24 protein-coding genes and 1 pseudogene are annotated in these 25572 nt (G+C 74.7%); 17 read left to right on the top strand and 8 right to left on the bottom strand.

Features of this window, described 5'->3' with window-relative positions; genetic code table 11:
- Positions 1 to 73 precede the first annotated feature (73 nt).
- Both E4U92_RS09030 and E4U92_RS09035 read left to right on the top strand, forming a co-directional pair.
- Positions 74 to 2134, top strand: a complete 2061-nt coding sequence (locus E4U92_RS09030) for a SpoIIE family protein phosphatase (RefSeq protein ID WP_174863765.1) — start codon at positions 74 to 76, stop codon at positions 2132 to 2134.
- A gap of 126 nt (positions 2135 to 2260) precedes the next feature.
- The gene (locus E4U92_RS09035; RefSeq protein ID WP_137299778.1) at positions 2261 to 3013 is read left to right on the top strand and encodes a hypothetical protein; all 753 of its coding nucleotides are present in this window, start codon (positions 2261 to 2263) and stop codon (positions 3011 to 3013) included.
- 2 nt (positions 3014 to 3015) lie between these two features.
- Here the strand turns inward: E4U92_RS09035 and E4U92_RS09040 are convergent, their stop codons facing one another.
- A complete protein-coding gene (locus tag E4U92_RS09040; RefSeq protein ID WP_137299779.1) occupies positions 3016 to 3822 on the bottom strand; it encodes a putative protein N(5)-glutamine methyltransferase in 807 nt (268 codons plus the stop codon).
- Between the two features lie 240 nt (positions 3823 to 4062).
- Between E4U92_RS09040 and E4U92_RS09045 the strand changes: the two genes are divergently transcribed.
- Positions 4063 to 4530: a MarR family winged helix-turn-helix transcriptional regulator gene (locus tag E4U92_RS09045; RefSeq protein WP_137299780.1), complete on the top strand. Its 468-nt coding sequence runs from the start codon at positions 4063 to 4065 to the stop codon at positions 4528 to 4530.
- A 130-nt stretch (positions 4531 to 4660) separates the two neighbouring features.
- Here the strand turns inward: E4U92_RS09045 and E4U92_RS09050 are convergent, their stop codons facing one another.
- Together E4U92_RS09050 and E4U92_RS09055 are read right to left on the bottom strand one after the other, a co-directional pair.
- Positions 4661 to 5413 (bottom strand): GNAT family N-acetyltransferase, encoded by a 753-nt coding sequence (locus tag E4U92_RS09050; RefSeq protein WP_137299781.1) that lies wholly within the window; start codon positions 5411 to 5413, stop codon positions 4661 to 4663.
- A complete protein-coding gene (locus E4U92_RS09055; RefSeq protein WP_137299782.1) occupies positions 5410 to 6342 on the bottom strand; it encodes an NADP-dependent oxidoreductase in 933 nt (310 codons plus the stop codon). Before E4U92_RS09055 ends, E4U92_RS09050 begins: the two co-directional genes overlap by 4 nt.
- A gap of 222 nt (positions 6343 to 6564) precedes the next feature.
- Between E4U92_RS09055 and E4U92_RS09060 the strand changes: the two genes are divergently transcribed.
- The 6 genes from E4U92_RS09060 to E4U92_RS09085 all read left to right on the top strand — a co-directional run bounded on the left by E4U92_RS09060 (position 6565) and on the right by E4U92_RS09085 (position 11129).
- The gene (locus E4U92_RS09060; protein WP_137299783.1) at positions 6565 to 7170 is read left to right on the top strand and encodes a sulfite oxidase-like oxidoreductase; all 606 of its coding nucleotides are present in this window, start codon (positions 6565 to 6567) and stop codon (positions 7168 to 7170) included.
- 52 nt (positions 7171 to 7222) lie between these two features.
- On the top strand, positions 7223 to 7942 hold the full coding sequence (locus tag E4U92_RS09065; protein ID WP_137300134.1) for a ferredoxin reductase: 720 nt from the start codon (positions 7223 to 7225) through the stop codon (positions 7940 to 7942).
- 112 nt (positions 7943 to 8054) lie between these two features.
- On the top strand, positions 8055 to 8642 hold the full coding sequence (locus tag E4U92_RS09070) for an Rv1733c family protein (RefSeq protein ID WP_137299784.1): 588 nt from the start codon (positions 8055 to 8057) through the stop codon (positions 8640 to 8642).
- Positions 8643 to 8741: 99 nt separating this feature from the next.
- Positions 8742 to 9710, top strand: coding sequence for an acetylxylan esterase (locus E4U92_RS09075; RefSeq protein ID WP_137299785.1), 969 nt, complete (start codon positions 8742 to 8744; stop codon positions 9708 to 9710).
- A gap of 463 nt (positions 9711 to 10173) precedes the next feature.
- The gene (locus tag E4U92_RS09080; protein ID WP_137299786.1) at positions 10174 to 10866 is read left to right on the top strand and encodes a TNT domain-containing protein; all 693 of its coding nucleotides are present in this window, start codon (positions 10174 to 10176) and stop codon (positions 10864 to 10866) included.
- A gap of 14 nt (positions 10867 to 10880) precedes the next feature.
- Complete coding sequence (locus E4U92_RS09085) at positions 10881 to 11129, top strand: hypothetical protein (protein WP_137299787.1); 249 nt, start codon at positions 10881 to 10883, stop codon at positions 11127 to 11129.
- A 50-nt stretch (positions 11130 to 11179) separates the two neighbouring features.
- On the opposite strand, the gene E4U92_RS09090 is transcribed toward E4U92_RS09085, so the two are convergent.
- Entirely contained in the window at positions 11180 to 12634 is a 1455-nt protein-coding gene (locus tag E4U92_RS09090) for a hypothetical protein (RefSeq protein WP_373311500.1), read from the bottom strand.
- A gap of 292 nt (positions 12635 to 12926) precedes the next feature.
- Here E4U92_RS09090 and E4U92_RS09100 point away from each other — a divergent pair, with 292 nt between their 5' ends.
- Positions 12927 to 14027 carry a serine hydrolase domain-containing protein gene (locus E4U92_RS09100; RefSeq protein WP_229862433.1) on the top strand — a complete coding sequence of 367 codons (1101 nt, stop codon included), beginning with the start codon at positions 12927 to 12929 and terminating at the stop codon, positions 14025 to 14027.
- Positions 14028 to 14039: 12 nt separating this feature from the next.
- Here E4U92_RS09100 and E4U92_RS09105 read toward each other — a convergent pair whose 3' ends face one another.
- Positions 14040 to 15449, bottom strand: coding sequence for an MFS transporter (locus tag E4U92_RS09105; RefSeq protein WP_229862431.1), 1410 nt, complete (start codon positions 15447 to 15449; stop codon positions 14040 to 14042).
- A 94-nt stretch (positions 15450 to 15543) separates the two neighbouring features.
- On the opposite strand from E4U92_RS09105, the gene E4U92_RS09110 reads away from it, so the two are divergent.
- Positions 15544 to 16179 (top strand): helix-turn-helix domain-containing protein, encoded by a 636-nt coding sequence (locus E4U92_RS09110; RefSeq protein WP_137299791.1) that lies wholly within the window; start codon positions 15544 to 15546, stop codon positions 16177 to 16179.
- Between the two features lie 55 nt (positions 16180 to 16234).
- Here the strand turns inward: E4U92_RS09110 and E4U92_RS09115 are convergent, their stop codons facing one another.
- A complete protein-coding gene (locus E4U92_RS09115) occupies positions 16235 to 18919 on the bottom strand; it encodes a tetratricopeptide repeat protein (RefSeq protein ID WP_137299792.1) in 2685 nt (894 codons plus the stop codon).
- Between the two features lie 275 nt (positions 18920 to 19194).
- Here E4U92_RS09115 and E4U92_RS35845 point away from each other — a divergent pair, with 275 nt between their 5' ends.
- Both E4U92_RS35845 and E4U92_RS09125 read left to right on the top strand, forming a co-directional pair.
- Entirely contained in the window at positions 19195 to 19437 is a 243-nt protein-coding gene (locus E4U92_RS35845) for a hypothetical protein (protein WP_168725073.1), read from the top strand.
- A 473-nt stretch (positions 19438 to 19910) separates the two neighbouring features.
- Positions 19911 to 20654 carry a GntR family transcriptional regulator gene (locus E4U92_RS09125; RefSeq protein ID WP_137299793.1) on the top strand — a complete coding sequence of 248 codons (744 nt, stop codon included), beginning with the start codon at positions 19911 to 19913 and terminating at the stop codon, positions 20652 to 20654.
- Positions 20655 to 20704: 50 nt separating this feature from the next.
- Here E4U92_RS09125 and E4U92_RS09130 read toward each other — a convergent pair whose 3' ends face one another.
- Both E4U92_RS09130 and E4U92_RS09135 read right to left on the bottom strand, forming a co-directional pair.
- On the bottom strand, positions 20705 to 21430 hold the full coding sequence (locus tag E4U92_RS09130; protein WP_137299794.1) for a class I SAM-dependent methyltransferase: 726 nt from the start codon (positions 21428 to 21430) through the stop codon (positions 20705 to 20707).
- 9 nt (positions 21431 to 21439) lie between these two features.
- Positions 21440 to 22003, bottom strand: a complete 564-nt coding sequence (locus E4U92_RS09135) for a PadR family transcriptional regulator (RefSeq protein WP_137299795.1) — start codon at positions 22001 to 22003, stop codon at positions 21440 to 21442.
- An 80-nt stretch (positions 22004 to 22083) separates the two neighbouring features.
- On the opposite strand from E4U92_RS09135, the gene E4U92_RS09140 reads away from it, so the two are divergent.
- The 4 genes and pseudogenes from E4U92_RS09140 to E4U92_RS37145 all read left to right on the top strand — a co-directional run.
- Positions 22084 to 22482, top strand: a complete 399-nt coding sequence (locus E4U92_RS09140; RefSeq protein WP_137299796.1) for a nuclear transport factor 2 family protein — start codon at positions 22084 to 22086, stop codon at positions 22480 to 22482.
- 41 nt (positions 22483 to 22523) lie between these two features.
- Positions 22524 to 23060 carry a kinase gene (locus E4U92_RS09145; protein WP_174863767.1) on the top strand — a complete coding sequence of 179 codons (537 nt, stop codon included), beginning with the start codon at positions 22524 to 22526 and terminating at the stop codon, positions 23058 to 23060.
- A gap of 386 nt (positions 23061 to 23446) precedes the next feature.
- Entirely contained in the window at positions 23447 to 24589 is a 1143-nt protein-coding gene (rho, locus tag E4U92_RS09150; RefSeq protein ID WP_137299798.1) for a transcription termination factor Rho, read from the top strand.
- 267 nt (positions 24590 to 24856) lie between these two features.
- Positions 24857 to 25528, top strand: a pseudogene (locus tag E4U92_RS37145) (D-alanyl-D-alanine carboxypeptidase family protein); the annotation flags it as partial.
- Between the last annotated feature and the right edge of the window lie 44 nt (positions 25529 to 25572).

Genomic DNA, 25572 nt, shown 5'->3' on the forward strand with positions numbered 1-25572 from the left:
GGGCGCGGTAGAACAGGGGGAGTCGGCACGGGGGACGGCGTGCCGCGGCGACAGTGCGGAGGCGGTGCGTGGCATGAGTGCAGCCGAACCGGCGGCGGCCGGCGGCCCCATACGGCCCGGTGGCCTCCTCGACGTCCTGAACGTGGCCTCGGTGGTCCTGGACGCGCGGGGGCGCATCGTGCTGTGGAGCCCCCAGGCCGAGGCCCTGTTCGGCTACCCGGCGCAGGAGGCGCTGGGCCGCTACGCCGCGCAGGTGATGGTGCACGAGCGGCACGTCGAGCTGGTCGTGAAGCTGTTCGCCGACGTCGTGGAGACCGGCCGCAGCTGGGCCGGCGCCTTCCCGATCCGCCGCAAGGACGGCAGCACCCGGCTGATCGAGTTCCGCAACATGCGGCTCCTGGACGACCACGGCGACGTCTACGCCCTCGGCCTGGCCGCCGACCGGCCGACACTGCGCCAGGTGGAGCAGGACCTCGCGCTCTCCACCCGTCTGGTCTCACAGTCACCGGTCGGGCTCGCCGTCCTCGACACCGACCTGCGGTACGTGTCCGTCAACCCGGCGCTGGAGCGCATCGACGGCGTCGCGGCCGACGCGCACCTGGGCCGCACGCTGCGCGAGGTGGTGCCCCTGCTGGACGCCGACGCCCTGGAGGAGGCGGCCCGCCGGGTGCTGCGCACCGGTGAGCCGGTCGTCGACCGCGCCACGGTGGGGCGCACCCCGGCGGACCCGGACGAGGACCACGCCTGGTCGATGTCGCTGTACCGGCTGGAGGACGCCCGCGGCGCCGTGCTGGGCGTGGCGGTGTCCGTCGTGGACGTCACCGAACAGCACCGGGCCGGCGTCGAGGCCGAGGCGGCCCGCCGGCGCCTCGCCCTCATCGCGGACGCCTCGGCCCGCATCGGCACCACGCTCGACCTGGAGCGCACCGCCCGCGAGCTGGCCGACGTGGCCGTGCCGGAACTCGCCGACGTGGCCGCCGTGGACCTGCTGGACGCGGTCGTCGCGGGCCGTCCCGGGACCTTCGGACCGACCGAGTCGGCCGTCATCCGCGCGCTGGCCGTGCGCGCGTACGCCTCCCCCGAGGCGCTCGCCGCGGCCGACCCGCCCGGCCAGGTCGCCCGCTACGGACCCGACCGGCTGGTCACCGAGTGCGTGCGCACGGGCAGTCCGGTGCTGGTGCCCGAGGTGGCCGACGACGACTACGTGCGCATCGCCCGCTCCCCCGACGCGGCCGTGCTGCTGCGCCGGTCGGGCGTCCACTCCTACCTGGCCGTGCCGCTCATCGCACGCGGCGAGGTGCTCGGCGCCCTGGACCTCAAGCGGACCGTCAACCCCGAGCCCTTCACCGAGGACGACCTGCTGCTCGCCCGGGAACTGGCGGCGCGCGCGGCCGTGCAGATCGACAACGCCCGCTGGTACCAGAACGCCCGCACCACCGCGCTCACCCTCCAGCGCAGCCTGCTGCCCAGCCACCCGCCGGTCACCGGCGGCCTGGAGGTGGCCTCCCGCTACCAGCCGGCCGGGGCCACCATCGAGGTCGGCGGCGACTGGTTCGACGTGATCCCGCTGGACGGCGGGCGGACCGCGCTGGTCGTCGGCGACGTGATGGGCAGCGGCATCGACGCCGCCGCCACGATGGGCCGGCTGCGCACCGCGACCACGACGCTGGCCTCGCTCGGCCTGGATCCGGCCGTGCTGCTCGAGCACCTCGACCGCATCACCTCCGGCCTCGACCACTCCATCGCCACCTGTGTCTACGTCGTCCACGACCCGGAGCTGGGCCAGTGCCGGATCGCCAACGCCGGTCACCTGCCGCCGGTGCGGCTGCGCGCCGGCCGGGCGCCCGAACTGCTGGACCTGCCCACGGGGGCGCCGCTCGGGGTGGGCGGGGTGCCGTTCGCCACGACCACCGTCGACTTCGCCCCCGGTGACCGGCTGGTGCTGTACACCGACGGGCTGGTGGAGACCCGCCGGCACTCCCTCGACGAGCGGCTGGACGCCCTGCTCGCCCTGCTGGACGGGCCCGGCCGGCCGCTGGAGGAGCTGTGCGACCTGCTCCTGCGCACGCTGCACCAGCCCGACAACCACGACGACGTGGCCCTGCTCGTGGCCCGCGCCCGCGAGCGCGGCTGACGCGGACGGAGCGGCCCTCGCGGTGCGTCCGGTTCACAGGCATTTGTTACGTCGTCCTTACCCCGCCGCCCGGACAATCACAGGGAGGGGTGGGCCGTGTCGTCGGGCCGAGGAAGGTGAGCCGTGATGCAGGAGCCGGAGCGGGAGCACAGCAGCGGCGGTGCCCGGGACGAGGGCGGTGGTGGTGTGCCGCCCGGGGCGGAGGTGCTCGCCTCCGGGCCGCCCGGGCGCCCCTCGCCGTCGGGGCGGTGGCGGGGCGGCTCGCGGCGGGGCCGCGCGGTGGTCGCGGCCGCCACGGTCGCCGTGCTCGGCCTGGGCGGCACGGTCGCCTACGCCGCGACGTCGGGCGGCTCCGGCGGCGGCACGGCACCGGCCGCCCCGGGCTCCTCCTCGGCGCCGTCGCCCGACCGGCACGGGCGCGGGCCGTGGTCCGGCTTCGGCGGGAACGGGGTGCACGGCGAGGCGACCGTGAAGGACCCGGACTCGGGCGACTGGATCGTCCGCACCTGGCAGCGCGGCACCGTCGAGGGAACGGACGGCGGCCGGGTCACCGTGAAGAGCGAGGACGGCGCCTCGTGGACCTGGACGGTCGGCAAGGACACGACCGTCCGCCGGGAGGGGGGCTCCGCCACCGGGGCCGGCGCCCTGAAGAAGGGCGACAGCGTCCTGGTCGTCGGCACCCGGGACGGCGACACGAGGACCGCCGACCGCGTGCTCTCCGGCACCTTCACCGAGCGCGACGACCACGGGGACCACGGCGAGCACGGCGACAAGGACGGCAGGCACGGCCACGGTCCCTTCGGCGACCGCCCGGGGCACCGGTGGGGCGACGACGGCACGCCCTCACCGGCGCCCTCGGGCAGCGGCGCGGCCACCTGACGTCAGTGCGCGCGCGTGCCCACCACCACGTGGGCCCAGCGGTCGTCGTCCACCGCGAGGCGGGCCGTCAGGCCGCCGGCGGTGAACGCCTCCACGGCGGCCGGTGCCTGGCGCTCGCTCGTCTCGACCAGCAGACAACCGCCGGGCGCCAGCCACCCGGACGCGCCGGCGGCCACCCGGCGCAGCACCTCGAGGCCGTCGCCACCGCCGTCCAGCGCGGCCAGCGGCTCGTGGTCGCGGGCCTCCGCCGGCAGCAGGGCCACCTCACGGGAGGGGACGTAGGGCACGTTCGCGGCGAGGATGTCCACCCGCCCGCGCAGCCGGTCCGGGAGCGGACCGAACAGGTCGCCCTCGTACACCCGCCCGCCCAGGTCCGCGAGGTTGCCGCGGGCGCAGTCCACGGCGGCCGGGTCGAGGTCGGCGGCGTGCAGCTCCACGGAGCCGAGGGCGGTGGCGAGGGCGGCGCCGACCGCGCCCGAGCCGCAGCACAGGTCGACGACCACGCGGGCGTGCGGGGCGTGCACGAGGGCCTGGTCCACCAGGAACTCCGTGCGGCGGCGGGGCACGAAGACCCCGGGGGCGACGGTGACGCGCAGGCCGTGGAACTCGGCCCAGCCGACGACGAGTTCCAGCGGCTCGCCGTCGACACGCCGGGCGACCAGGGCGGCGGCCTCGTCGGGGGTGCGGGCGGCGGCGAGGATCAGCCGGGCCTCGTCCTCGGCGAAGACGCAGCCGGCGGCACGCAGCGCGGCGACGACGGCCTCGTGGGACGAGGGCGAGGGGGCGGGGGACGGTGACAGGGGTGGCATGACAGCCGTGGGGCCTTTCGGAGGGCGAAGGGCGCTCCTACGGTCCCTGGCGCCGGCCTTCCGGGCCGTGCGGAGGGAGGAGCACCCGCTGCGGTACTGCGGTGATGGGTCCCACCTCCTCGGTTCCACCGGTGCGCGGCCTATCCGCCACCGGACGGTCACCCTACCCCAGCGCCCCCGGCCCAACGGCCCTGCCCCGGCGGCCCGATGGGCGGCACCGCACAGTTGTACTATGCAACCATGAGTGGTCGGTCAGGCACGGGTCGGCGCGGCGGAGACGGCGCGGGGGCGGCCGTGGAGGTCATCCAGCGGGAGATGACGGTGTTCGCCCGGCGGGCCCGGGCGGCGGCGGGCCGGATGCACCCGGAGCTGTCGCTGGTGTCGTACACGCTCCTCGGGCACCTGGAGGAGAGCGGCGGCTGCCGGGCGACCGACCTGGCCGCGCACTACGCCCTGGACAAGTCGACCGTCAGCCGTCAGGTGTCCGCGCTGGAGCGCGCGGGTCTGGTCGAGCGGCGCCCGGACCCGGAGGACCTCCGCGTGCAGGTTCTCGACCTCACCGCGGCGGGCCGCAGCGCTCTCGCCCAGGTCACCGAGCGCCGCCGGGCGGCCTTCCGGGAGCGGCTCGCGGACTGGGACGCGGCGGACCTGGAGAGGTTCGCGGCCTACCTGGTGCGCTACAACGCCCGTCCGGCCGAGGACGACTGAGCCGGCACCGTGCGCTCACGGGGCAGGCCCGGACACCCGGGTGCCTCAGGGGACACCCGGCTCCCTCGGCGGGCGCCCGGGGTCCCTCGCGGAGGGCCCGAGGCCCCTCCGAAGGCGCCCGGGTGCGCGGTCACGCCACGCCCACCGCCTCCCGGTCCTCCTCCCCCAGCCGCTCCGGCGCGCGGGCCGCGAGGAACACAGTCCTGAGGCGCAGCCGGAACCCGAGGGACTCGTAGAGGCGGATGGCATCGGTGTTGCCGGCGCCGGTGTGCAGGAACGGTGTCTCGCCGCGCTCACGGATGCCGTGGGCGACGGCGAGGACCAGCCGGGACGCCAGGCCCTGCCCGCGGGCGGCGGGGTCGGTGCACACGGCGCTGATCTCGGTGTAGCCCGGCGGGTGGAGGCGCTCGCCGGCCATGGCCACCAGGCGGCCCTCCCGGCGTATGCCCAGGTAGGTGCCGAGCTCGATGGTGCGCAGCTCGAACGGCCCGGGCCGGGTGCGGGCGACCAGGTCGCGCATCTCGGGGACGTCGGCGGGACCCAGGCGGACCGCCTCGGGGTCGGGCGCGGCGGCGAGGCCGTCGTCGACGAGCTGGACGCCCTCGGTGCGGAAGGTGATCTCCCAGCCCTCCGGCACCGCGCCGCGGAAACCGGGCAGCGGGATGTCCGCGCCCGGCCCGGCCAGCGCGGCCAGGTCCGCCCAGTCGTCGGCGTCCGGCTCGTCCGGCAGGGCCAGCCACGGCGACACGTCGACCGGGTAGCGCAGGACCCGTCCGCGGCGTTCGGCGAAGTGCGCGTGCGGGCCGGTGAGGGACGCCAGCGCCGGGTTGTCCAGCACGTGCCGGGCCGGCCGCCCGCCCGGGTCGTGCGACGCCGCGCTCACGCGTCCGCCCCCACTTCGATGACGACCTTGCCGTGCGCGTGCCCGTTCTCGACCTCGCGCAGGGCGGCTCCGGCCTGCTCCAGCGGGTAGGTGCGGGTGACCAGGGGGTCCAGCTCCCCGCGCACCACGAGGTCCGCCACGGCGTCCAGGACCGCGGCGGTGCGGGCGCGGACCACACGGGCACCGCCGAGCGCCCGGACCGCGTCCTCCGTCGCGCCGGCCGTGATGAGCCGGGCCCGGTCGGTCAGCAGGTCGGCCGCCTCGGTCAGCACCTCGCCGCCCACCAGGTCGTACACCGCGTCCACGCCGTCCGGCGCGGCGGCCCGGGCCCGCTCGGCCCAGCCCGGCCCGGAGGGCACGTGCACGGCGCCCAGGGCCTCCACGGAGTCCTTCTTCGACTCGCTCGCCACGCCGATCACCCGCAGGTCTTCGGCGCGGGCGATCTGGGTCGCGGCCACGCCGACGCCGCCGCCCGCGCCGGTGATCAGCAGGGTGGCCCCGGCGGGCAGGCCGAGCTGGCGGACGCCGTCGTAGGCGGTCGCGGCGGCGACGGGGAGGGCGGCCGCGTCGGTGAAGGACAGGCCGGCCGGCTTGTGGGCGGTGATGCCGGCGGCGAGGAGCGCGTACTCGGCGTAGCCGCCGGCGACCGCGGTGCCGAACACCTCGTCGCCGGGTGCGAAGCCGGTGACGCCCTCGCCGGTCTCCTCGACGACGCCCGCCACCTCGTTGCCCAGGACGGCCGGGAAGGTCTGCTCGCCGTCCTCGCCGGGGCGCCGGAAGCCGGTGCGCTGCTTCCAGTCGACCGGGTTCACACCGGCCGCGCGCACGGCCACCAGCACCTCACCGGGGCCGGGGCGGGGCCGGTCGACCTCGATCAGCGCCTCGGTCTCCGGGCCTCCGTACCGCGTGAAGACGTACGCCTTGGGCATCGCTTCCCTCTCCTTCGTCCGCGCGGCCCGACGGGGGCCGCCACCAGTGGGCAAGGGAGGCGGGCCGGACGCTATTCCCCGCGCCCGTGGAAGTTCATACCGCCTTAATGATCGCGGTCCCCCCGGGGTCGGGGGCACGGCTGACGTGGCCTTACGGTGGAAGGCGCACCCCGCGCGCGGCACCGCGCGCACCCGTCGTCACCGAGGCAGGCACCACCCCGTATGAACGTCACGCGAGGCTTCACCGGACGCTCGCGCGCCCGGCACCCCGGACTCCCCCCGGGCCAGTACGACGCGGGCGACGACTGGCCCGTCCTGTCCGCCGAGGTGACGCCCGACCTCGCGCCCGAGGAGTGGACGTTCCGCGTGGACGGGCTGGTCGCCGAGGAGCGCACCTGGACCTGGGCCGAGGCACGGGCGCTGCCCGGGTCGGTCTACGAGGGCGACATCCACTGTGTGACGAGCTGGTCCAAGTTCGGGGTGCGGTTCTCGGGCGTGTCCCTGGACGTGTTCCTGGACGCGGTGCGGCCCGACCCGGCCGCGACGCACGCCGTGGCCTACGCGCACACCGGGTACACCACCAGTCTCCCGCTGGCGGACCTGCGGGGCGGGCGCGCCTGGATCGCCTTCGACGCCGACGGCGCGCCCCTGCCGCCCGAGCACGGCGGCCCGGCGCGGCTGCTGGTGCCGCACCTGTACTTCTGGAAGAGCGCGAAGTGGATCGCCGGCCTGCGCCTCCTCGACCACGACGAGCCCGGGTTCTGGGAGCAGAACGGCTACCACGCGCGCGGCAACCCCTGGCAGGAGCAGAGGTACTCCGGTGACTGACCTCGCCCCCGCCGCCGAGCGGGCCCCCGCTCCCCTCGCGACCCGGTTCGCCGTGCCCGGCCGGATCGCCGTGGACGCGCCGCAGGCCGGCGAGTGGCAGCCGGCCACGCTCAGCGCGATCCGCCGTGAGACGGACCGCGCGACGACCTTCCGGCTCGCGGTGCCCGGCTGGCCGGGGCACCTGCCCGGCCAGCACCTGATGCTGCGGCTGACCGCCGAGGACGGCTACACGGCCCAGCGGCACTACTCGATCGCCTCGGCGCCCGACGACTCGGGCCACATCGAGCTGACCCTGGACCACGTCGAGGGAGGTGAGGTCTCCGGCTGGTTCCACACCGAGGCCCGGCCGGGCGACCGGGTGGAGGTGCGCGGCCCGGTGAGCGGGTTCTTCGCCTGGCCCGGCGACCGGCCCGCCCTGCTGATCGGCGCGGGCTCCGGGGTCGTGCCGCTGATGTCCATGGTCCGGCACCACCGGGCGCGCGGACTGGACGTGCCGCTGCGGCTGCTGGTGTCCGCGCGCACCCCCGAGGAGCTGATCTACGCGGGCGAGTACGGCCCGGAGACCACGCCGGTCTTCACCCGCCGGGCGCCGGCGGGCACGGCCGTGGGCCGGCTGAGCGCCGCGCACCTGGCGCCGGTGCTGGCGGAGCGTCCGGCCGGCGGCTGGGAGGCGTACGTGTGCGGGTCGAACGCGTTCGCCGAGCACGCCTCGCGCCTGCTGGTGGCGGCCGGGCAGCCGGTGGATCGCATCCGCGTCGAGCGCTTCGGCTGACCGCCGGACGCCCCGCGGCGCCGGGGCGACACCGGCTTCCCGTTGAACAACGGCTCCGGTGGGGGTACCACATTCCTGTGGGCACTCGTCCGCGTGCGACGAGGAGGTCGACGTGCGAATCCGGGTGCGCGGCTGGCGGTGGCGGAGCAATCCGCTGCGGCGCCGGTCGGATGTCGTGGAGGCGTGGACGGCGCTGGTGGTCGCCGTGCTGCTGCTGGTGGGCGCGCCCCTGGCCGGGTCCCTCGCGGGCCGCTGGGCGCACGACGAGGCCCGCGCCGTGGCGCTGGCCCAGCGGGCCGACCGTCACCGGGTGCGCGCCGAGGTGGTGGGCGACCTCCCGGACACCCTGCCGGTGATGGAGGACGGGCGTCGGCGGAGCTACCTGGTGACCGTGCGCTGGACCCCGCCCGGCGAACGGCCACGGCTGACGGCGGCGCGGGTGCCGGCGGGCACGCGCACCGGCGACACGGTGGCCGTGTGGCTGGACTCCCGGGGGCGTGGTGTCACCGCGCCGCCCGACGACACGGCGGTGTGGCAGCACACGCTGACCATCGGCACCTGCGTCGCCCTGGGCAGCGGGACCGCGGTGCTGCTGGGGCACGCGCTGGTGCGCCGGGCGGCACTGCACCGGCGGCTGGCCGAGTGGGAGCGGGACTGGGCCCGCACCGAACCGCGGTGGACGCGGCGGCACAACGCCTGAGCCGCGGTCCCCGTTCGCGCGTCACGGGTCTGGTGAGCGCTGTCCCGGGCACGTACGGTGTGCTGGTTCGTTCAGTCCGTTGACAAAAGGCGGTCCTGCATGGCCCTGTTCGACCTCTCCCTCGACGAACTGCGCGCGTACCGCAGCGCGTCCACCGAGCCGGAGGATTTCGAGGCGTTCTGGTCCAAGACGCTCCAAGAGGCGCGCGCGCACGACCTCGGCGCCCGCTTCGAGCCGGTCGACACGGGCCTGTCGACGGTCGAGGTGTTCGACGTGACGTTCGCCGGATTCGGCGGGCACCCGGTCAAGGGCTGGCTGACGCTGCCCGCCGGCGCCACCGGACCGCTGCCGCTCGTCGTGGAGTTCGTCGGCTACGGCGGCGGGCGCGGGCTGCCCCACGAGCACCTGCTGTGGGCGTCGACGGGCCGGGCCCACTTCGTCATGGACACCCGCGGCCAGGGCAGCACCTGGGGCGGGGGCGGCGCCACGGCGGACCCGGTGGGCGGCGCCCCCGCGTACCCGGGCTTCATGACCCGGGGCCTGGACGCGCCCGAGAACTACTACTACCGGCGGGTGTTCACGGACGCGGTGCGTGCGGTGGAGGCGGCCCGGTCGCACCCGCTGACCGACGCCTCGCGCACGGTGGCGGTGGGCGCCAGCCAGGGCGGCGGCATCGCGATCGCCGTGGGCGGCCTGGTGCCCGACCTGGTGGCGGTCGCGCCGGACGTGCCGTTCCTGTGCGACTTCCCGCGGGCCGCGGTCCTGACGGACCGTCACCCGTACCGGGAGATCGGCCTGTTCCTCAAGACGCACCGGGGCCGCACCGAGGACGCGCTGCGCACGCTGTCCTACTTCGACGGGGTCCACTTCGCGGCGCGCGGCTCGGCGCCCGCGCTGTTCTCGGCGGCCCTGGAGGACCAGACCTGCCCGCCCTCGACGGTGTTCGCCGCCTTCCACGCGTGGGCGCACGAGGACAAGGCGATCGAGGTCTACGACTTCAACGACCACGAGGGCGGCGGCCCCTACCAGGAGGCGGCGAAGCTGCGCTGGCTGCGGTCCTACGCCTGACCCGTCCCGGCGCGGCGGCCGCGACCGCCGCGCGGGCGTGACCTTCCCGGCGGTCCGTTCCTCACGGCTCGTCGAAGGCATCGAGTCTCCACCTGGGCACGGCGACGGCATGCCCTGCGGTCGAGCCCTGTGACCGCCTGTGCCGGGCAGCCACAGCCGCTCGCCGAGCCGGCTCTCGCTCCAGTCGACCCGTTCCCCCTGCCGTCCGGGCATGGGTGTCGTGCCTCATCGGCTGCACACGAGCGGCGCGGAGGAACAAGTGTCCTGCCGGTCCCCCGATCGTTGATCTCCGTCTCGGCGGGTCCGGCCCGTCTGCATCCTGGGATCGGATCACGGCGACCTCACGTCTCGCCGTCCTCGGCCCCGGCCGGGCCACTCCTCCGGCCTCCTGGCGGACCAGCCTGTTCCAGCCACGCACGCCTGGGCCGGCTTCGCCTTCGACCGAGCCACCGGAGTACGACACGTGAACCACCGCACTCGCAGCACTCTGTCCGCCCTGGCCCTGACCGCGGCTGCCGCTCTGGCACCGACCGCGGCCACCGCCGCCGAGGACGCCGGCCTCCGCGCGGCACCGACTGAGTCCCTGCCCGCCCCCTGCACCGGCGAGTACCGGGGAGACGCGCGACTGGGACCGCGGAACCTGCCCCGCTCGTGGCAAGCGCCGGTCGGGCCGCTGCTGAGGAACTACCAGCGCACGGGCGGACTGTCCCCCCGGGCTTTCCTGGCCAAGTACTGGAAGGACGACACCCCGCAGGGACCGGGCGGGTGGAAGTACCCGCCGAACGACGGGTTCGCCGAGACCAACACCGGCGAGGTCGACAAGCACGTCGAGGTCCTCGAGCCCGGTGAGGACCTCGACCGCTTCGGCTCCGAGTACGGCTCCTACCTCGCTCCCGCCGGCGACCCCTACGCCAAGCGGGCCCTGCCCCCGCAGAACCTCAACACCCGCGACCCGAAGTACCCCTGCGACTACCACCGTTACACCGTGAAACAGCCCTTCCTCGTCTGGCAGGGCCGCATCGCTCCCTGGTTCGAACAGCCCGGCGGCGGCCGGCAGATCAAGCTCGACCCGGCCCTCCTCGCCCCTGGCACGGGTGAGCGGCTGAACGTGAAGTGGCTGCTCGACCACGGCTACCTCGCCCCTGCCGCCGGCTGAACCCGGGCCGGCCGGTGGACCGCAGAAGTCTGCTCACCGTCCTGCGCGCCCGGGGCGTGCAGGACGGCCACTACTACATCGAGGACGTCCACCAACCCTCCCCGCTGCCCACCGACTTCCTGTATCTGCGCCGGTCACCTGCCCTTTCCGGCAGGTGGGAGACGGGAGCCTACGAGCGAGGCACCTGGGAGACCATCGCCCGGCACACGCGCGAGGAGGACGCCTGCATCCATCTGCTGCGGCTGCTGACCGCAGACGACTGAGGTGCCGGGCCCGCGGCCAGGCACCGGACGGATGGGGTCCTCGAGGGCGCTCAGGGCGCGATGCCCACCATGGGCAGGCGGCTCCACTTCTTCTCCTGCCGTGCCGTCAGGGCGGGCCAGTCCAGGCCGCCGGGGCGGGCGTTCACGCGCGTCGCGTACGGCTGGGAGGCGTAGGACGGACGGTAGAAGCACCCGGTGCCGTAGCGGGCGTCGAGAGCGGGGCAGGAGGCCGCGATCGAGGCCGCGGTGGGCTTCTTGCCGCTGCGCACCCACGCGTCGAGGGCCGAGAGGGAGTTGGCGTACTCGGACGTGCTCAGCCCGCTGTGCTCGTGCTCATCGGTGAAGGTCTGCACGAGGTACTTGTCGCGCTTGGCGCCGTACAGGGTGGCGCGGTAGGCGGCCTCGTGCTCCACGAACGCCGTCGGGTCGTCGATGGCGTGGAGCGTGAGGACCGGGATCGACACCTTGCCGGTGAGGTCGCTGTCGTAGGACAGGTCCCGGACCGCGGTCGGGTCAGCCGAGAAGCGCTCGACGCCCGCGTTGAGGGCGGCGTCGTCGTGGGAGCCGGAGTAGACGACTCCCACGTCGGAGAACGGGTTCCGGTCACCGAGCCGGTTGTGCACCATGTCCCGGAAGGTGAACGTGGCGAACCTCAGGTGCGACTCCAGTGTGCGCTCGGGGATCCTGGTGACGGCGAGGATGTCGTCGAGATTGCGCTGTTGCGCCGCTGTGCGCTCCCCGGGGGGCGAGGAGAATCCGGTGCACTCCTCGAGCCGTGCGCGCAGACCGGCCGTCGTCATCGTCGAGCCCGGGCGCAGGCCCTGCCACAGCGGGTACGGCACTTCGTCCGGCCGCGGGTGGTTGTGGCAGTAGTACTGGTAGACCACGCGCAGGTCCACCCGGTAGTCGTATCCGCGCGAGCCGCCGCCGAGGACGCCGTTGGTGAGCAGCACCCCGTCGTACGGCCCGTTCTTCTTCGCGCCGTACACCTCGGCGGTCTTGGCGGCGACGTCGCCGCCCCAGGACTGCCCGTGGAGATACGTCCTGCGCGGCTGACGAAAGTTCTCCACGAAGAGCCGTCGCACACCTTCCGTGTCGGCGGCTGCCATCCGCGTTCCGTAACCACCGCGGCGGTACGAGGAACCGGCCCATGCGTAGCCCTGCTTCACCATGACCGACCACCGCCCGAGGTCCCCGACGCTGCGCTCGGGGTCGGACTCCTCGCCCAGGTCCGGCCCGCCGTGGGCGTGCACGACCAGGGAACCGTTCCACTCCTTCGGAACGGCGATCGCGTAGAAGGCGCCGTCCGCGCTCCGCCCGGTGTAGCAGGTCGCCGCATCCGCGAGATCCGCCGGACAGGGCGCGGTCACCGGTACACCGGCGGCGGTGGGCGCGGAGAACGCGGGAACGGCCAGCGTCGCGATGAGGGCGAGGGTGAGCCCGCCCGTGAGGGGCACACTTCGGCGGACGGCCGGGGCGGACGTGGAATTCCTGCCCCAGGGCATGTTCGACGACACGGTCTGTTCGTGCCCTCCGGCTCACTGCCCGGCCAGCTCCGCGCGACGCCGGCCCCCCTCGCGCCGGCGCTCGACGCCGCCGAGCGACACACGCAGCCGTGACGACCGGCACACCCGTCGGACCGACCCGGGTACCCCGGGTCCCTACGGGGGCCAGCCGGAGGCCAGGAGGGAGGACAACAGGATGGGCACGCTCTCCCGGCGCTGGTGGGATGGAGGAGACCGAAGGGGGATCATCATGCGTACACCCGTGTCACGCCGGGCCGTTCTCACCGCCGGTATGGCATCGGCCCTGGCGGGCTCGGCCAAGGGGCAGGCGGCGGCTTCCGCACCCGCCTCCCGGAACCCGGTCACGCCCGCGTCCACGTCGGCGGACGGCGATCTTCAGCGGCAGGTGGACGCGATCCTGGCCACCGGCGTCGCGGGAGTGGGCGCGGAGGTGATGTCGCCGTGCGGCAGACGCCACGCGTTCGCCGGGACACCGCACGACGGCCGGTTCCGGATCGGAAGCCTCACCAAGACGTTCACGGCGGTGGTCGCACTCCAGCTCCCCGACCTGGCGGTGGACACTCCCGTACGACACTGGCTGCCGGAGGTGACGCGGGACATCACCGTACGCGACCTGCTGCGCCACACCAGCCGCCTGCTCGATCCCGGGATCCCGGCGCTGACCAGCGCGCAGGGCTACCGGGCGCAGCGGCTGCGCGGTTACGCGCCTCAGGAGCTGGCGAGGGCGGCTCTGCGGCTCGGGACAGCGCCCGAGGCGTGGTCGTACGCCAACACCAACTACCTGCTCACCGCAATGATCATCGAGCGGATCACCGGCCGGAGCTGGGCCGAGGAGATCACCGACCGGATCATCCGCCCCCTCGGCCTCGACGCCACCCGTGCCCCCGGTGAGTCACCCTTCGTCACCGGCCCGCACGCACGGGGCTGGGCGTCGTTCGGCACCGGGACGCCGATCGACGTCACCCTCCTCAACCCCAGCATGGCTGTCGGCTCCGGCGCTCTCCTCAGCAGCGTCCGCGACCTCGGCTCCTTCTACTCCGCCCTGCTCGGCGGCGAACTGCTGACTCCCCCGCGGCTCTCCGAGATGACCGCCACCGTCCCGGCGCCCGGGATCGGCATCGACGGCGCACGGTACGGCCTCGGCCTCGCCGAACTGCCGCTCCCCGGCGGCGGCAGCTTCTACTCCCACTTCGGCGAACTCCTCGGCTACCACGCCTGGGCCGGCGCCACCGCGGACGGCTCACGGACGGCGATCGTCTACGTCACCGGGGATGTCACGCGGGCGACCATGAGCGCGATGTCCGCGCTGATCGAGGACGGTGTACGTAGCGCCGGCAGCGCGGCGGCCGGCAGGGCCTGCCACGCGAACTGAGCGGCAGGAGCGTCAACGACGGCGACGCGCAGCGGAGGCTGTCCTCCGCCCTGCTGTGCGGGCCAGGAGGACGAGCAGGCCGCCGCAGGCGGCGACCAGCATCCATCCGGGGCGTGACGCGTGAGCGAGCCCCGTCGGGGCGGTGGTCGTGACCAGACCGCCGGCGGTGGCGATGCCGAGGGCCGCACCGACTTGTCGTGCGGTGGACGTGATCGCCCCGGCCACGCCGGCCTGGGCGGGCGGCAGTCCGTTGACCGCCGTGTTGGTGATCGGAGCGTTGGCGAAGCCGAACCCGATACCGATGAACGCATAGGAGGCCAGCAGCAGGAGCAGGCTCGTGTGCGGAGTGAGCCGGACCAGGCAGAGAGCACCGGCCGTGATGAAGGCACCGGCCAGGAGCAGCGGCAGCCGCGGTCCCGTGGTGCCGACCAGGCGGCCGGACCAGGGGGCGCAGACGGTCGCCCCGACGGCCAGGGGAAGGGTCGCCAGGCCGGTGGCCAGCGGCGTCCATTGACGGGTGTGCTGCAGGTAGAGGGTGTTCAGCAGCAGCGTCATGTTCAGCGCCACGAACACGGCGACCGCGCCGACGACGGCGCCGCTGAACGCCGGGCGGGTGAAGAGGCTCAGATCCATGAGCGGTTCGGACCGGCGGGACTCGGCCCTCAGGAAACCGGCGGTCGCCACAGCGGCCACCGCGTACCCGGTGAAGGCCGCGGGTGACGTCCAGCCGATGTGTGGCCCTTCGATCAGGACGCCGACCACGGCGGTGAGGACGAGCGTCAGCAGGATCTGGCCGGGCAGGTCGAGCCGCCGGGTCCGCGGTGCCCGGGACTCCGGTACGAACACCGCGCTGAGCAGCAGGGCGGCCGTGATGACGGGGGCGTTGATCCAGAACAGTGCGCGCCAGTCGAGCCAGGCGAGCAGTGCGCCGCCCGTGAGGGGGCCTGCGGCCATGCTCAGCCCGAACACCGAGGCCCAGATGCCGATCGCCTGCGCCCGTTCCTTGGGGTCGGGCATGGTGTTCACCACGATGGCGAGCGCCACCGGGCTGAGCATCGAGGCGCCGACGCCCTGCAGGGCACGGGCCGCGACGAGCACGCCGACCGACGGGGCGAGGGCGCAGAGCAGTGAGGCGGTGCCGAACACGGCCAGTCCGCACTGGAACACCCGACGGCGTCCGAAGCGGTCCGCCAGTGCGCCCGAGGAGATCAGACAACTGGCCAGGACCAGGGTGTAGGCGTCCACGACCCATTCGAGACCGCGCGTGCCGACCTCCAGGCCGCGCCCGATGGCCGGCAGGCCCACGTTGACGATGGTGGTGTCCAGGCCCACCAGGAACATGCTCAGGCAGCAGACGGCCAGGACCGTCCAGCGTCCGCGCGCGCTGAGCCGGGAGGGAAGGGGGTGTGTCGTCGCAGTCACGTTTGCCTCCGGGGTGCGGGAACAGTGCCCGGCAAGGCTGTGACCGGACCGGGGCGGTCGCCCAGCGATTTCGCGGAGACTGCAAAATGGGTCCATGAACACGAGGTCCGGGGACCCGGAGCTGGAGCAGATCCTCGACGGCATCGGACCGCGGCTGCGCGTGCTCCGCCGGGACCGGGGTCTCACCCTCGAGGCACTCGCCACCGTGACCGGACTTTCCGTGAGCACGCTGTCCCGGGTGGAGTCGGGCAAGCGCCGTCCCACTCTGGACCTGCTCATTCCGCTGGCGCGGGCCCACCGCATCGCGCTCGATCAATTGGTGGCGGCACCGGCCAGCGGTGACCCCCGGGTGCACCTGCGGCCCGTACGCAAGGGGCGCGGCAGCGTCCTGGTGCCCCTGACGCAGTACCCGGGCCGGGTGCAGGTGTTCAAGCAGGTGCTGGCGCACCGCGAGCCGGAACTGGTCACGCACGAGGGCTACGAATGGCTCTACGTCCTCGCCGGCCGGCTGCGCCTCGTCCTCGGGACGCGGGACCTCGTGCTGCGACCCGGCGAAGTGGCCGAGTTCGACACCACCGAGCCCCACTGGTTCGGCCCGGCGGACCCCGGCGCCGTGGAGATCCTGCACCTGTTCGGTCCCCGAGGTGACCAACCCACCGTCCGCACCAGGCCGCCCAGCACCGATCTTCCTCCGCCCGGCGCCCCGGACCCGCCGGCGACGACAGGCTGACCCGCACCCGCCTGTTCCCAGCCGCAGCCCCCGACCGCTGTCCCGGCGTCGCGTGTCAGCGCCCTGCGCCGATGAGTGCGAGCCAGACGGGATCCACGATGACGAGGCTGGTCGCCGGGGTATCGCCGCGTGCGATTCCTTCGACGAGGTCGACCAGCCTGTCCGTCTCCTGTGCGGGCGCTTCGGCGCAGAGCAGAGGGCTCTTGGGCTTGCCCAGATGCGCCAGGACGGAGCGGGCCGCGCGGGCGAGTCGCGCGAGCTCCGGGTCGCCGTCCCCCACGGCACGGACGGCCGCGGTCCGCTCCAGTTGTGCACGGGCACCGGTGCGGTCGCCCGAGCGCGCGAGCAGGGAACCGAGTCGGAACGTGCTCTGGGCCTTGAGCCGGTCATCGGTGCCCGTCTCGGCCAGCGCCGCACCGTCTCGTGTCCACCTGATGGCCTTGGCGCCGTAGCAGGCGGGGCACAGCTGCCAGTAGGCAGCGCCGAGTTCGATGGACGCCACGGCCACTTTGGCCTGCGCGCCGGCCTGCCTGAAGGTGTGCACCGCCCACCCGCAGAGCGCCGCCGCGCAGAGCGGTGCCCGCAGGTCGCGCAACGCGGTGCGTGCGTGGCGCAGAGCCACCATGCCGCTTCCCCGCCGGTCCCCCACGTCGTGGAACAGGTGCGCGGCCCTGACCAGTTCCGTGGTGACGGCCTCGGGCCCGCCACGCTCGTGCAGTACGTCCGCGAGGGCGACGAGCGCCATGGCCTCGCCCCGCCGGTCGCCGTGGCGCCGTGACAGATCGATGTCGCAGCGGTGAGCCGCCTCCGCTGCGGGCAGGTCTCCCCGCAGGACGTGGGCGAGGCCGAGGTTGTGGAGTGCCGCACTGACTGTCCGCGGGCGCCCGGCTGCCGCCGCGGCCTCGGCCGCCTCGGAGAGCCGTTCCACCGCCTCGTCCAGTCGCCCGGTCAGACGGCAGGCGTTCCCGAGGGTGGCCAGTGCCGTTGCGTGGTCCGCCGGCGGCAGGTTCCGGGCCGCCGCCTCCGCGTGCGTCCCGCAGAGGTACGCGTCGGCTCCCTGCCAGTGGTCCTCCTGGTAGCGCTGGAGGTTGAGCGTGAGGGTGAGGACCGTTCGGTGCCGGTCCGCCCTGCGCGCGGCACCGACCAGGGCGACCAGGTTGGCCCGTTCGGCGTCCAGCCAGGCGAGTGCCTCCGCGGCCCCGCCGAACGGCGCGGGGACGGCGCCCGCAGTGCTCCTGCCGTCCAGGAGGGCGTCCGCCGCCGCAGTCAGGGCTGTGCAGTGGTCGTCGAGCCGCTGTGCGGCCGCCGCCACCTCGTCCTCCGCGGGGCCGGCGTCCGGCCCGGGACCGGGCCGGTGCCGCTCGGCCTGCTCGGTGCCGTACAGCCGCACGAGGTCGTGCAGGGCCCAGCGCTCGGCATCCTCGATCGGCCGGGGAGCGTGCGCCTGCCCCGTCGGCAGGCTGGTGCGGCCGATCAGGTGGTGGCGGGCCAGCACGGCGAGGTGGCGGCGGCCGAGGGGACGGGGAAGGCCCAGCACAACGGCAGCGGTGGACGTCGAGATGTCGGGGCCCGGGCAGGTGGCCAGCAGGCGCAGGGCGCGGGCCGCTGCCGCGGGCAGGTGGTGGTACGACAGGTCGAGACTGGCCCTGACGGCCAGCGGACGGCCCTCCGTGTCCTCCTCTTCCAGCGACAGGGCGTCCAACCGGTCACGAGCGTCGCGCAGTTCCTCGGCATGGGCGCTCAACGGCCGGTCCGGGTCCGTCCGCAGCAGTGCGGCCGTGATGCGCAGCGCGAGCGGTAGTCCGCCGCACAGCCCTGCCAGCTCCTCCGCGCCGGCCGGGTCGTCGGAACATCGCGGATCCTGCGTCTCTCCGGCCCGCAGTGCTGTGTCCAGCACCATGACCGCCTCGTCCGTCGGCAGGGGGGCGACGTCGACGCGGTGGACGGGCAGGGAGCCGAGGGCCTGGCGTGACGTGATCAGCGCGCGGTGCGGGGGCTCCGGCAGCAGCGCTCCGACCTGGCTCGGATCGCGGACGTTGTCCAGCACCACCAGCAGCGACGCGTTCCGCCCCGCCATGTCGTGCAGCAGACGTCGCCAGGCATCCAGCGCTCCGCTCTCCGTACCGGGCAGTTGCCGGACGGGCACGCCCATGGCCCGCAGCAACCTGTCCGCCACGGCCCCGGCAGGCACGGGGTCAAGGGCGCTGTAACCGCGCAGGTCCGCGAAGAGGGCTCCGCCGGGGAACCATCCACGCTGTTGCGCCTCGTGCGCCGCATGCAGGGCCAGTGCGGTCTTGCCGACCCCGCCCATACCCGTGATCGCCGACACGACGACGGCGGACGCGGTCTCCACACCGGCAGCCCCGGGCCGCAACCACCGCAGCACTTCTGCGACTTCGGCCGTTCGCCCCGCGAAGTCCGGTGGTGGGGGCGGCAGTGTGACGGGTCCAGCCGGTCGGGCGCCCGGCGTCCGGTTCCGGGGGCGGCCCCCCGGCGACTCCTCGCCGCGCTCCCTGCGCGCGGCACGCACCAGGCGCAGCCAGCGCTCCTGTTCGCCGGGGGCCGACGCCGGACTTCCCGTGCTCCCGGCCTCGAGACGACAGGCTTCCCGGCGGAGGTAGCCGACCAGGTGCAGCAGGAAGGACTCGCTCTTCTTCCCGGGCACTGAGCGGCCGTTGAGCCAGTCGTCGACGGTGGAGGCGCCGACCCGTGGCGCGGACGCGCCTCCCAGACGCACCATGCGCTGCAGTGTGGGGTCGCCCGCTGCCCGGCGGGCTCTCACCAACTCGCCGACGAACCGCTCGATGTGACGCCCCACGTCCCCCACGCCCTCCGGCCCCGCTTGGCTTCCGGTCCCGTAACCCGCCGGAAAACCGGTCGCACCCCTCCCCGCCAGGCTAGCGGTGACCTGGTGCGGCCACCCCGCCGTCGCCGTAAACCCCCCGGACGCCTTTGCCTCGGTTGCACCAGCCGCACACCACGGCCCGGTCCACGACTCATGAGGAGCAGTACGCCATGGCCTTCACGCCCCGGGCACGGACCCGCACCTGCCTGCCGCCCCGCCCGGCACCCGACGACACGCCGGCCCCGGCCCGGAAACCGTCCGGTTGCCCGTTGCCGACCGTCACCGCGCCGCACCGGCCCGGGCGCAGTGCCTGGACCGCCGCGGCCCAGCCGTTCGCCCTCGCCGCGATCACCGGGGCCGCCGATGCCCTGACGACGGTGCTGCTCCACCTGGTGCACCTGGCGCCGCTCTGAGCCCCGCCCACGGCAGCCGCACCCTTCGACTCCCGAGCGGGAAGCGGGCCCGTAAGCCCGCCGCCACGTTCCTGCCGTCCGCACGGGGACTCGCAGCCGCAGCGAAGGGGACCTGGAGTTCTGCCTGGGCCGCTGGCTCAGGCAGACCGCACGGCTCGTACGGGCCGAACCCGAGGGCTTTCGGACACGGCCGCTTCGGCGGCTCCTGCGGCCTGGCGGACCCCGAGGAGGGGGTGGCGCTGGCTACGTCATGAACCGCACGGGGCCCCGGATCGCCGACGAGCCCCCGGAAGACGGCCCTGGTGGACACCGCACACCGGGCGCTGTGACGACGCCGGGACGCATCCGGCGACGGGGCCGCTTTCGGCCGTTCGGGCCGTCCGCTCTTCCCTAGTGGTTTAGACCAATGGTAGATGTGGTGGCGCACCGAGCCCGCACGGCTACGAAACGTCACCACAGGAGGCGCGCGGCACATGGCCCGCAGCATCCCCCCTCAGTACCCGCACATCGAGGAACGGCCGCTGTACTGGCGGATCGCCATGGAACTGCTGGGCGCCCTGCGCGACGGCAGCTTCCCGCCGGGCCGGCGACTGCCCGGTGAACGGCGGCTGGCGCAGCAGTACGGCGTCAGCCGGGAGACCGTACGACAGGCGCTGGACGTGCTGCGCCGGGACGGCCTGGTCGAGACCGACCGGCGCGGCAGCCACGCCGCCCTGCCGGGAACGCCGGTGTCCACTCCCACCTGCCTCGCCTTCCCGCTGGGCGCCGGGGCGGCCGAGCCCGGCACGGTGAACTCGGCCAGCGTGAGCTGGGAGCCGCCCCCGCCGGAGCACGCCGAGGCGCTCGGCCTCGCCCCGCACCGGCCGACCCTGGTCCACCGCTACGAGGCCGCCGGGGCGGACGGGGGCGGCCGGCGGACGGCCGTGACGTCGTTCTCGGCGGTCGCGCTCGCCGAGGTCGCGGAACTGGCCCGCTACCGCGAGCGGGTCGGCGCACCCGGCACGCCCCAACTGCGGCGCGCCTACGACTGGATGCGGCGGGCGGGCCTGACGCTGCACCACCACGACGCGATCACCCGCCTGCCCGACGCCCCGTCGATGCGGGTGACGCGCCGGGTGCACGACCAGTACGCGCGCCCGCTGGAGATCACCGACCTGCTGGTCGACACCCGCCGGGGCGCGCTCGTCTACGAGTTCACGCTGCCCGCGGCCGGGTGAGGGCCCCTGGCGGCCCGCCGGGACCGCCCGAGCCCCGCCTCGGGGCGGCGTCAGGAGGTCCGGCGGGCCGCCACCATGCGGACGCGGGGACTGCCGTCGTCACGGCGGCCGAACTCCGGCAGGGCGTACAGCTCCACCGCGAAACCGGCGCGCTCCAGTGCACGGCGGACGTCGCCGAGCCGGAAGGCCCGGTAGTACATCACGAACGGCGGCCGCCACAGGGCGTTGCGCACCCGCATCACGGCGTCGAAGCCCAGCAGCATCCAGAACGCCGGGTGACGGGGTCGGGGCGGCGCGAGGACCGGGAAGGCGAAGGTGCCACCGGGCCGCAGCACCCGGTGCACCTGCCGGAACAGGCCCGGGAGTTCACGGGGCAGGAAGTGGCCGAACGCGCCGAAGCTGACCACCAGGTCGAAGGCGGACGCGAAGGGCAGGGCGCGGGCGTCCGCGCGGACCCAGGAGACGCGCGGGCCGGCGACGTCCGTGCGCCGGCGGGCCTGCGCCAGCATCCCGGCACTGAAGTCGGCCCCGGTGACGCCCGAGCGGCACACCGCGGCGAGGACGCGCATGCCCGCGCCGGTGCCGCAGCACAGGTCCAGGCCCTCCTCGTACGGGCCGGTGCGCCGCAGGGCGGCGGCGACCGCGTCGAGGACCGTGTCGGGGGTGCGGAAGGGGGTGCGGTCGAACTTCGGCGCGAGCAGGTCGTAGCCGCGCTCGACGGACGACAGCGCCTGGACGGCGAGTTCGCGCAGGGTCGGGCCCTCGGGGCTGAACATCCCGGCAGCCTAGGGCAGCGCGGCGCGCTGGGCGACGACGGACAGGACCCGCTCGCACCAGCGCAGGTTCTCCTCCTCGAACCCGATCCCGGCGAGCAGGGTGAGGTACGGGCCGACGCGGTCGGCCTCGCGCAGGTACTCCTCCTCCGTGCGGCCGGCCAGCAGCCTCTCCCGGACCCGCTGGTACCGGCCGAGCTTGCCGCGCGCCCAGCTCATGCGCTCCTCGACCAGCTCCCGGACGGTGGCCGGATCGACGCCGTCGCCCGCCTGGATCTTGATGAGCAGCTCGTCGCGGATCGCGGTCGGCCGGCGCGGCGGTGTGGCCGAGAAGGCCCGCAGGTCCGCGCGGCCGGCCTCGGTGAGCGTGAACATCCGCTTGTTGGGCCGCCGTTCCTGCTGCACCACGCGGGCCTGGATCAGCCCGTCCTCGGCCAGCCGCTCCAGCTCCCGGTAGAGCTGCTGCGGGGTGGAGGGCCAGAAGTTCGCCAGCGAGACGTCGAAGACCTTGGACAACTCGTAGCCCGAGGCCTCGCCCTCCAGGAGGGCGGCCAGGACGGCGTACTTGAGAGACATGTGGACACGGTAACAGCGGGTGATTATTGTCAGGCACACCTATTCAAGAAGTTGACTGACAGAGAGTCGCAGGTGATCCGATGCGCGCCTTCCGCGAGGCCGTCGAGGCACGGGACATGGACGCCGTGGAGGCGCTGCTGGCCGAGGACGTCGTCTTCACCAGCCCGGTGGCGTTCAAGCCGTACGAGGGCAAGGCACTGACCGCGGCCGTCCTGCGCGGGGTGCTGCGCGTCTTCGAGGACTTCCGCTACGAGCGCGAGCTGTCCGGCCCCGACGGCCGCGACCACGCGCTGGTGTTCACCACCCGGGTGGACGGCCGCGAGCTGACCGGCTGCGACTTCCTCCACGTGGACGACGACGGGCTGATCGACCGGTTCATGGTGATGGTGCGTCCGCTGTCGGGCGCCCAGGCCCTCGCGGCCGCCATGGGCGCCCAGTTCGAGCGGATCGCGCGGGAGGCGTCGGGCGCGGCGGGGTGAACGCGCTTACGTAGTCCTCGGGGCGCACTAGCCTGCCGCCCATGAAGGTGGGCAGTGCCGACACCCGGCTGATCGTCCTGCGGGGGAACTCCGCGTCCGGCAAGTCGTCCGTGGCGGCCGCCCTCCGCGACCGCTTCGGCCGGGGCCTCGCGCTCGTCGGGCAGGACCACCTGCGCCGGACCGTGCTGCGCGAACGGGACCGGCCGGGCGGGGCGAACATCGGGCTCCTCGACACCGTCGCGCGCTACGCCCTCGACGCCGGCTACCACGTCGTCGTCGAGGGCGTCCTCGACGCCTCCCGCTACGGCGCGATGCTCGGACGCCTGTGCGCCGACCACCGGGGGCCCACGCACTGCTACTACCTGGACGTGCCGTTCGAGGAGACCCTCCTGCGGCACGCCACCAAGCCGGACATGCCGGGTGTCGGCGAGGAGCAGCTCCGGGAGTGGTACCGGCCGCTGGACCTGCTGCCGGGCGGCCGGGAGACCGTGATCGGGGCCGGCAGCGCGCTGGCCGACACGGTGGAGCTGATCCTGCGGGAGACGGGCCTGGCGGGGCTGCCGGCGCGGGAGCACTGAGCGGGACACGCGACACCGGCCGCCCCGGCCGTCCGGACGGTCCCGGAATACGGCGGCTCCCCGCCGTGTTCCGCCCACAGCACGGTCAGCGAGTGCTACGCTGCCGTCAGCACCTGTGCACGCCCCGTCGTGGGCGTCGGTGCGGATCTTCTCCCCGTCGCACTTCTCCTCTGCGCGACGCTCTTGGTTTTCCGTCCGCATCCCGGGCTCACGCCCGTCGCGCACCCGGGTGCCGTTCCCGCCGCCCGGAGGCCCTTCCGTCACGCCAGGCAGTCGCCCTCTTCGCGCACGCCGGCCGGCCTCCGCCCTCCGCGGCTCCTCCCCTTTCCGCGCAACTCCCTCAGCGCAGCTTCCCCCGTCCGTCGTCCTCGAAAGGACCGACCACCATGACCACCACACTCGAACGTCCCCCCGTCCAGCAGCGGCCCCCGGCCCGGACCGTCACCGGCGTCCTCGACGTCGACGGCGACGGCAAGGGGCACCTGCGCGGCCCGGACTGCCTGCCCTCCCCCGCCGACCCCACGGTGCCCGCCGCCCTGATCCGCCGTCACGGGCTGCGCAAGGGCGACCTGGTGGAGGGCGTGCGCGGCGACCAGCGCGCGCTGACCGACGTCACCCGCGTCGACGGCCGTACCCCGCAGGCGCTGCGCGACCGCCGTCACTTCCGTGACCTGACGCCCCTGCACCCGAGCGAGCGGCTGCGGCTGGAACACCCGGCCGCCGGGCTCGCCGGGCGCGTCACCGATCTGCTCGCGCCCGTCGGCAAGGGCCAGCGCGGACTGCTCGTGGCCCCGCCCAAGACCGGCAAGACCGTGCTGATCCAGCAGCTCGCCGCCGCCGTCGCCGGGAACCACCCCGAGTGCCGGCTGATGGTCGTGCTGCTCGACGAACGGCCCGAGGAGGTCACCGACATGCGCCGCTCGGTGCGCGGCGAGGTGTACGCCTCGACCTTCGACCGGTCCGCGCGGCAGCACATCGCGCTCGCCGACCTCGTGATCGAGCGGGCCAAGCGGCTGGTGGAGGCCGGGGAGGACGTCGTGATCCTCCTGGACTCCCTGACCCGGCTGTGCCGGGCCCACAACAACGCGGCCGCCTCCGGGGGCCGGACGCTCAGCGGCGGCGTCGACGCGGGCGCGCTGCTCGGGCCGAAGCGGTTCTTCGGGGCCGCGCGCGCCGCCGAGGAGGGCGGCTCGCTCACCGTCCTCGCCACGGCGCTCGTGGAGACCGGCTCACGCGCCGACGACTTCTTCTTCGAGGAGCTCAAGGGCACCGGCAACATGGAGCTGCGCCTGGACCGCGAACCGGCCTCCCGGCGCGTCTTCCCGGCCGTCGACATCGACGCCTCCGGCACCCGTCGCGAGGAACTCCTCCTGTCCCCCGCCGAGTTGACCGCGGTGCGGGGCCTGCGACGGGCGCTGCGCACCCGTGACGGCCACGCCCACCTGGAGACCCTGCTGGAGCGGATGCGCCAGAGCCCGGACAACGCGACGTTCCTGCGACGCATCCAGCCGACCCTGCCGGCGGCATAGCGTCCCCGCCCGGCCCGTGGTGCGTGCGGCATCCGGGTGCTCGCCGGGCGCGTACGGCACGGGGAGCGCCGGGATGAGGGCGCCGGTTTCTACGTTGCTCATATGAAGATCGGATTCTCTTCTCGGTCGTTCGTGTCCCGGACCACCGTGTCGGCCTGCGCGCTCTGCACGGCCGGGGTCCTCGCCCTCGGCCCGGCCGCGGTCGCCACCCCCCGCGCGGCGGACCCCGGCGGACCCGGGGCGGCGCCCGCGCCGGGACTGCTCCACATGCCCGGCGTGCAGGTCCGGCCCCGGCCGGGCGCGCCCGCGGTCCCGGCGCTGTCCGCGCTGTCGTGGCTGGTGGCCGACGCCGACAGCGGTGACGTGCTCGCCGCCTCCGACGCGCACCGCCCGCTGCCGCCCGCCAGCACCCTCAAGACGCTCTTCGCGCTCACCGTGCTGCCGTCGCTGCCCGCCGGGATCCGGCACCGGGTCAGCGAGCAGGAGCTGGCCGGGATCGGCGCGGGCAGCAGCCTGGTCGGGGTCGCGCCGGGACGCACGTACGAGGTCGCCGACCTGTGGCGCGGGGTGTTCCTCAACTCCGGCAACGACGCCGTGCACGTGCTCGCCGCGCTCAGCGGCGGCTGGCAGGCGGCGGCCGAGCGGATGCAGGCCACAGCACGGGAACTCGGCGCGCTCGACACCCACGTGCTGTCGCCCGACGGGTACGACACGCCCGGACAGGTCTCGTCGGCGTACGACCTGGCGGTGTTCGGGCGCGCCGGGCTGCGCAACGCGGACTTCGCCCGGTACTGCGCGACCGCGCAGGCGCAGTTCCCCGGCGCCGGCGGGGGCTCGTACGCGATCGCCAACACCAACCGGCTGCTGACCGGGAACGGGGTCGCGCCCTACCCGGGCCTGATCGGCATCAAGAACGGCTACACCAGCCAGGCCGGGAACACCCTGGTGGCCGCCGCCCGCCGGGACGGGCGCACGCTGGTGGT

Source organism: Streptomyces galbus (assembly GCF_005280195.1).
Lineage (GTDB): Bacteria > Actinomycetota > Actinomycetes > Streptomycetales > Streptomycetaceae > Streptomyces > Streptomyces galbus.

Excerpts from the sequence above, each read along its gene's own strand:
- E4U92_RS09030 (WP_174863765.1), top strand. The coding sequence starts at position 74 with ATGAGTGCAGCCGAACCGGCGGCGGCCGGCGGCCCCATACGGCCCGGT.
- E4U92_RS09035 (WP_137299778.1), top strand. The coding sequence starts at position 2,261 with ATGCAGGAGCCGGAGCGGGAGCACAGCAGCGGCGGTGCCCGGGACGAG.
- E4U92_RS09040 (WP_137299779.1), bottom strand. The coding sequence starts at position 3,822 with ATGCCACCCCTGTCACCGTCCCCCGCCCCCTCGCCCTCGTCCCACGAG.
- E4U92_RS09045 (WP_137299780.1), top strand. The coding sequence starts at position 4,063 with ATGAGTGGTCGGTCAGGCACGGGTCGGCGCGGCGGAGACGGCGCGGGG.
- E4U92_RS09055 (WP_137299782.1), bottom strand. The coding sequence starts at position 6,342 with ATGCCCAAGGCGTACGTCTTCACGCGGTACGGAGGCCCGGAGACCGAG.
- E4U92_RS09060 (WP_137299783.1), top strand. The coding sequence starts at position 6,565 with ATGAACGTCACGCGAGGCTTCACCGGACGCTCGCGCGCCCGGCACCCC.
- E4U92_RS09075 (WP_137299785.1), top strand. The coding sequence starts at position 8,742 with ATGGCCCTGTTCGACCTCTCCCTCGACGAACTGCGCGCGTACCGCAGC.
- E4U92_RS09090 (WP_373311500.1), bottom strand. The coding sequence starts at position 12,634 with ATGCCCTGGGGCAGGAATTCCACGTCCGCCCCGGCCGTCCGCCGAAGT.
- E4U92_RS09100 (WP_229862433.1), top strand. The coding sequence starts at position 12,927 with ATGGCATCGGCCCTGGCGGGCTCGGCCAAGGGGCAGGCGGCGGCTTCC.
- E4U92_RS09110 (WP_137299791.1), top strand. The coding sequence starts at position 15,544 with ATGAACACGAGGTCCGGGGACCCGGAGCTGGAGCAGATCCTCGACGGC.
- E4U92_RS09115 (WP_137299792.1), bottom strand. The coding sequence starts at position 18,919 with ATGGTGCGTCTGGGAGGCGCGTCCGCGCCACGGGTCGGCGCCTCCACC.
- E4U92_RS35845 (WP_168725073.1), top strand. The coding sequence starts at position 19,195 with ATGGCCTTCACGCCCCGGGCACGGACCCGCACCTGCCTGCCGCCCCGC.
- E4U92_RS09125 (WP_137299793.1), top strand. The coding sequence starts at position 19,911 with ATGGCCCGCAGCATCCCCCCTCAGTACCCGCACATCGAGGAACGGCCG.
- E4U92_RS09130 (WP_137299794.1), bottom strand. The coding sequence starts at position 21,430 with ATGTTCAGCCCCGAGGGCCCGACCCTGCGCGAACTCGCCGTCCAGGCG.
- E4U92_RS09135 (WP_137299795.1), bottom strand. The coding sequence starts at position 22,003 with ATGTCTCTCAAGTACGCCGTCCTGGCCGCCCTCCTGGAGGGCGAGGCC.
- E4U92_RS09140 (WP_137299796.1), top strand. The coding sequence starts at position 22,084 with ATGCGCGCCTTCCGCGAGGCCGTCGAGGCACGGGACATGGACGCCGTG.
- E4U92_RS09145 (WP_174863767.1), top strand. The coding sequence starts at position 22,524 with ATGAAGGTGGGCAGTGCCGACACCCGGCTGATCGTCCTGCGGGGGAAC.
- rho (WP_137299798.1), top strand. The coding sequence starts at position 23,447 with ATGACCACCACACTCGAACGTCCCCCCGTCCAGCAGCGGCCCCCGGCC.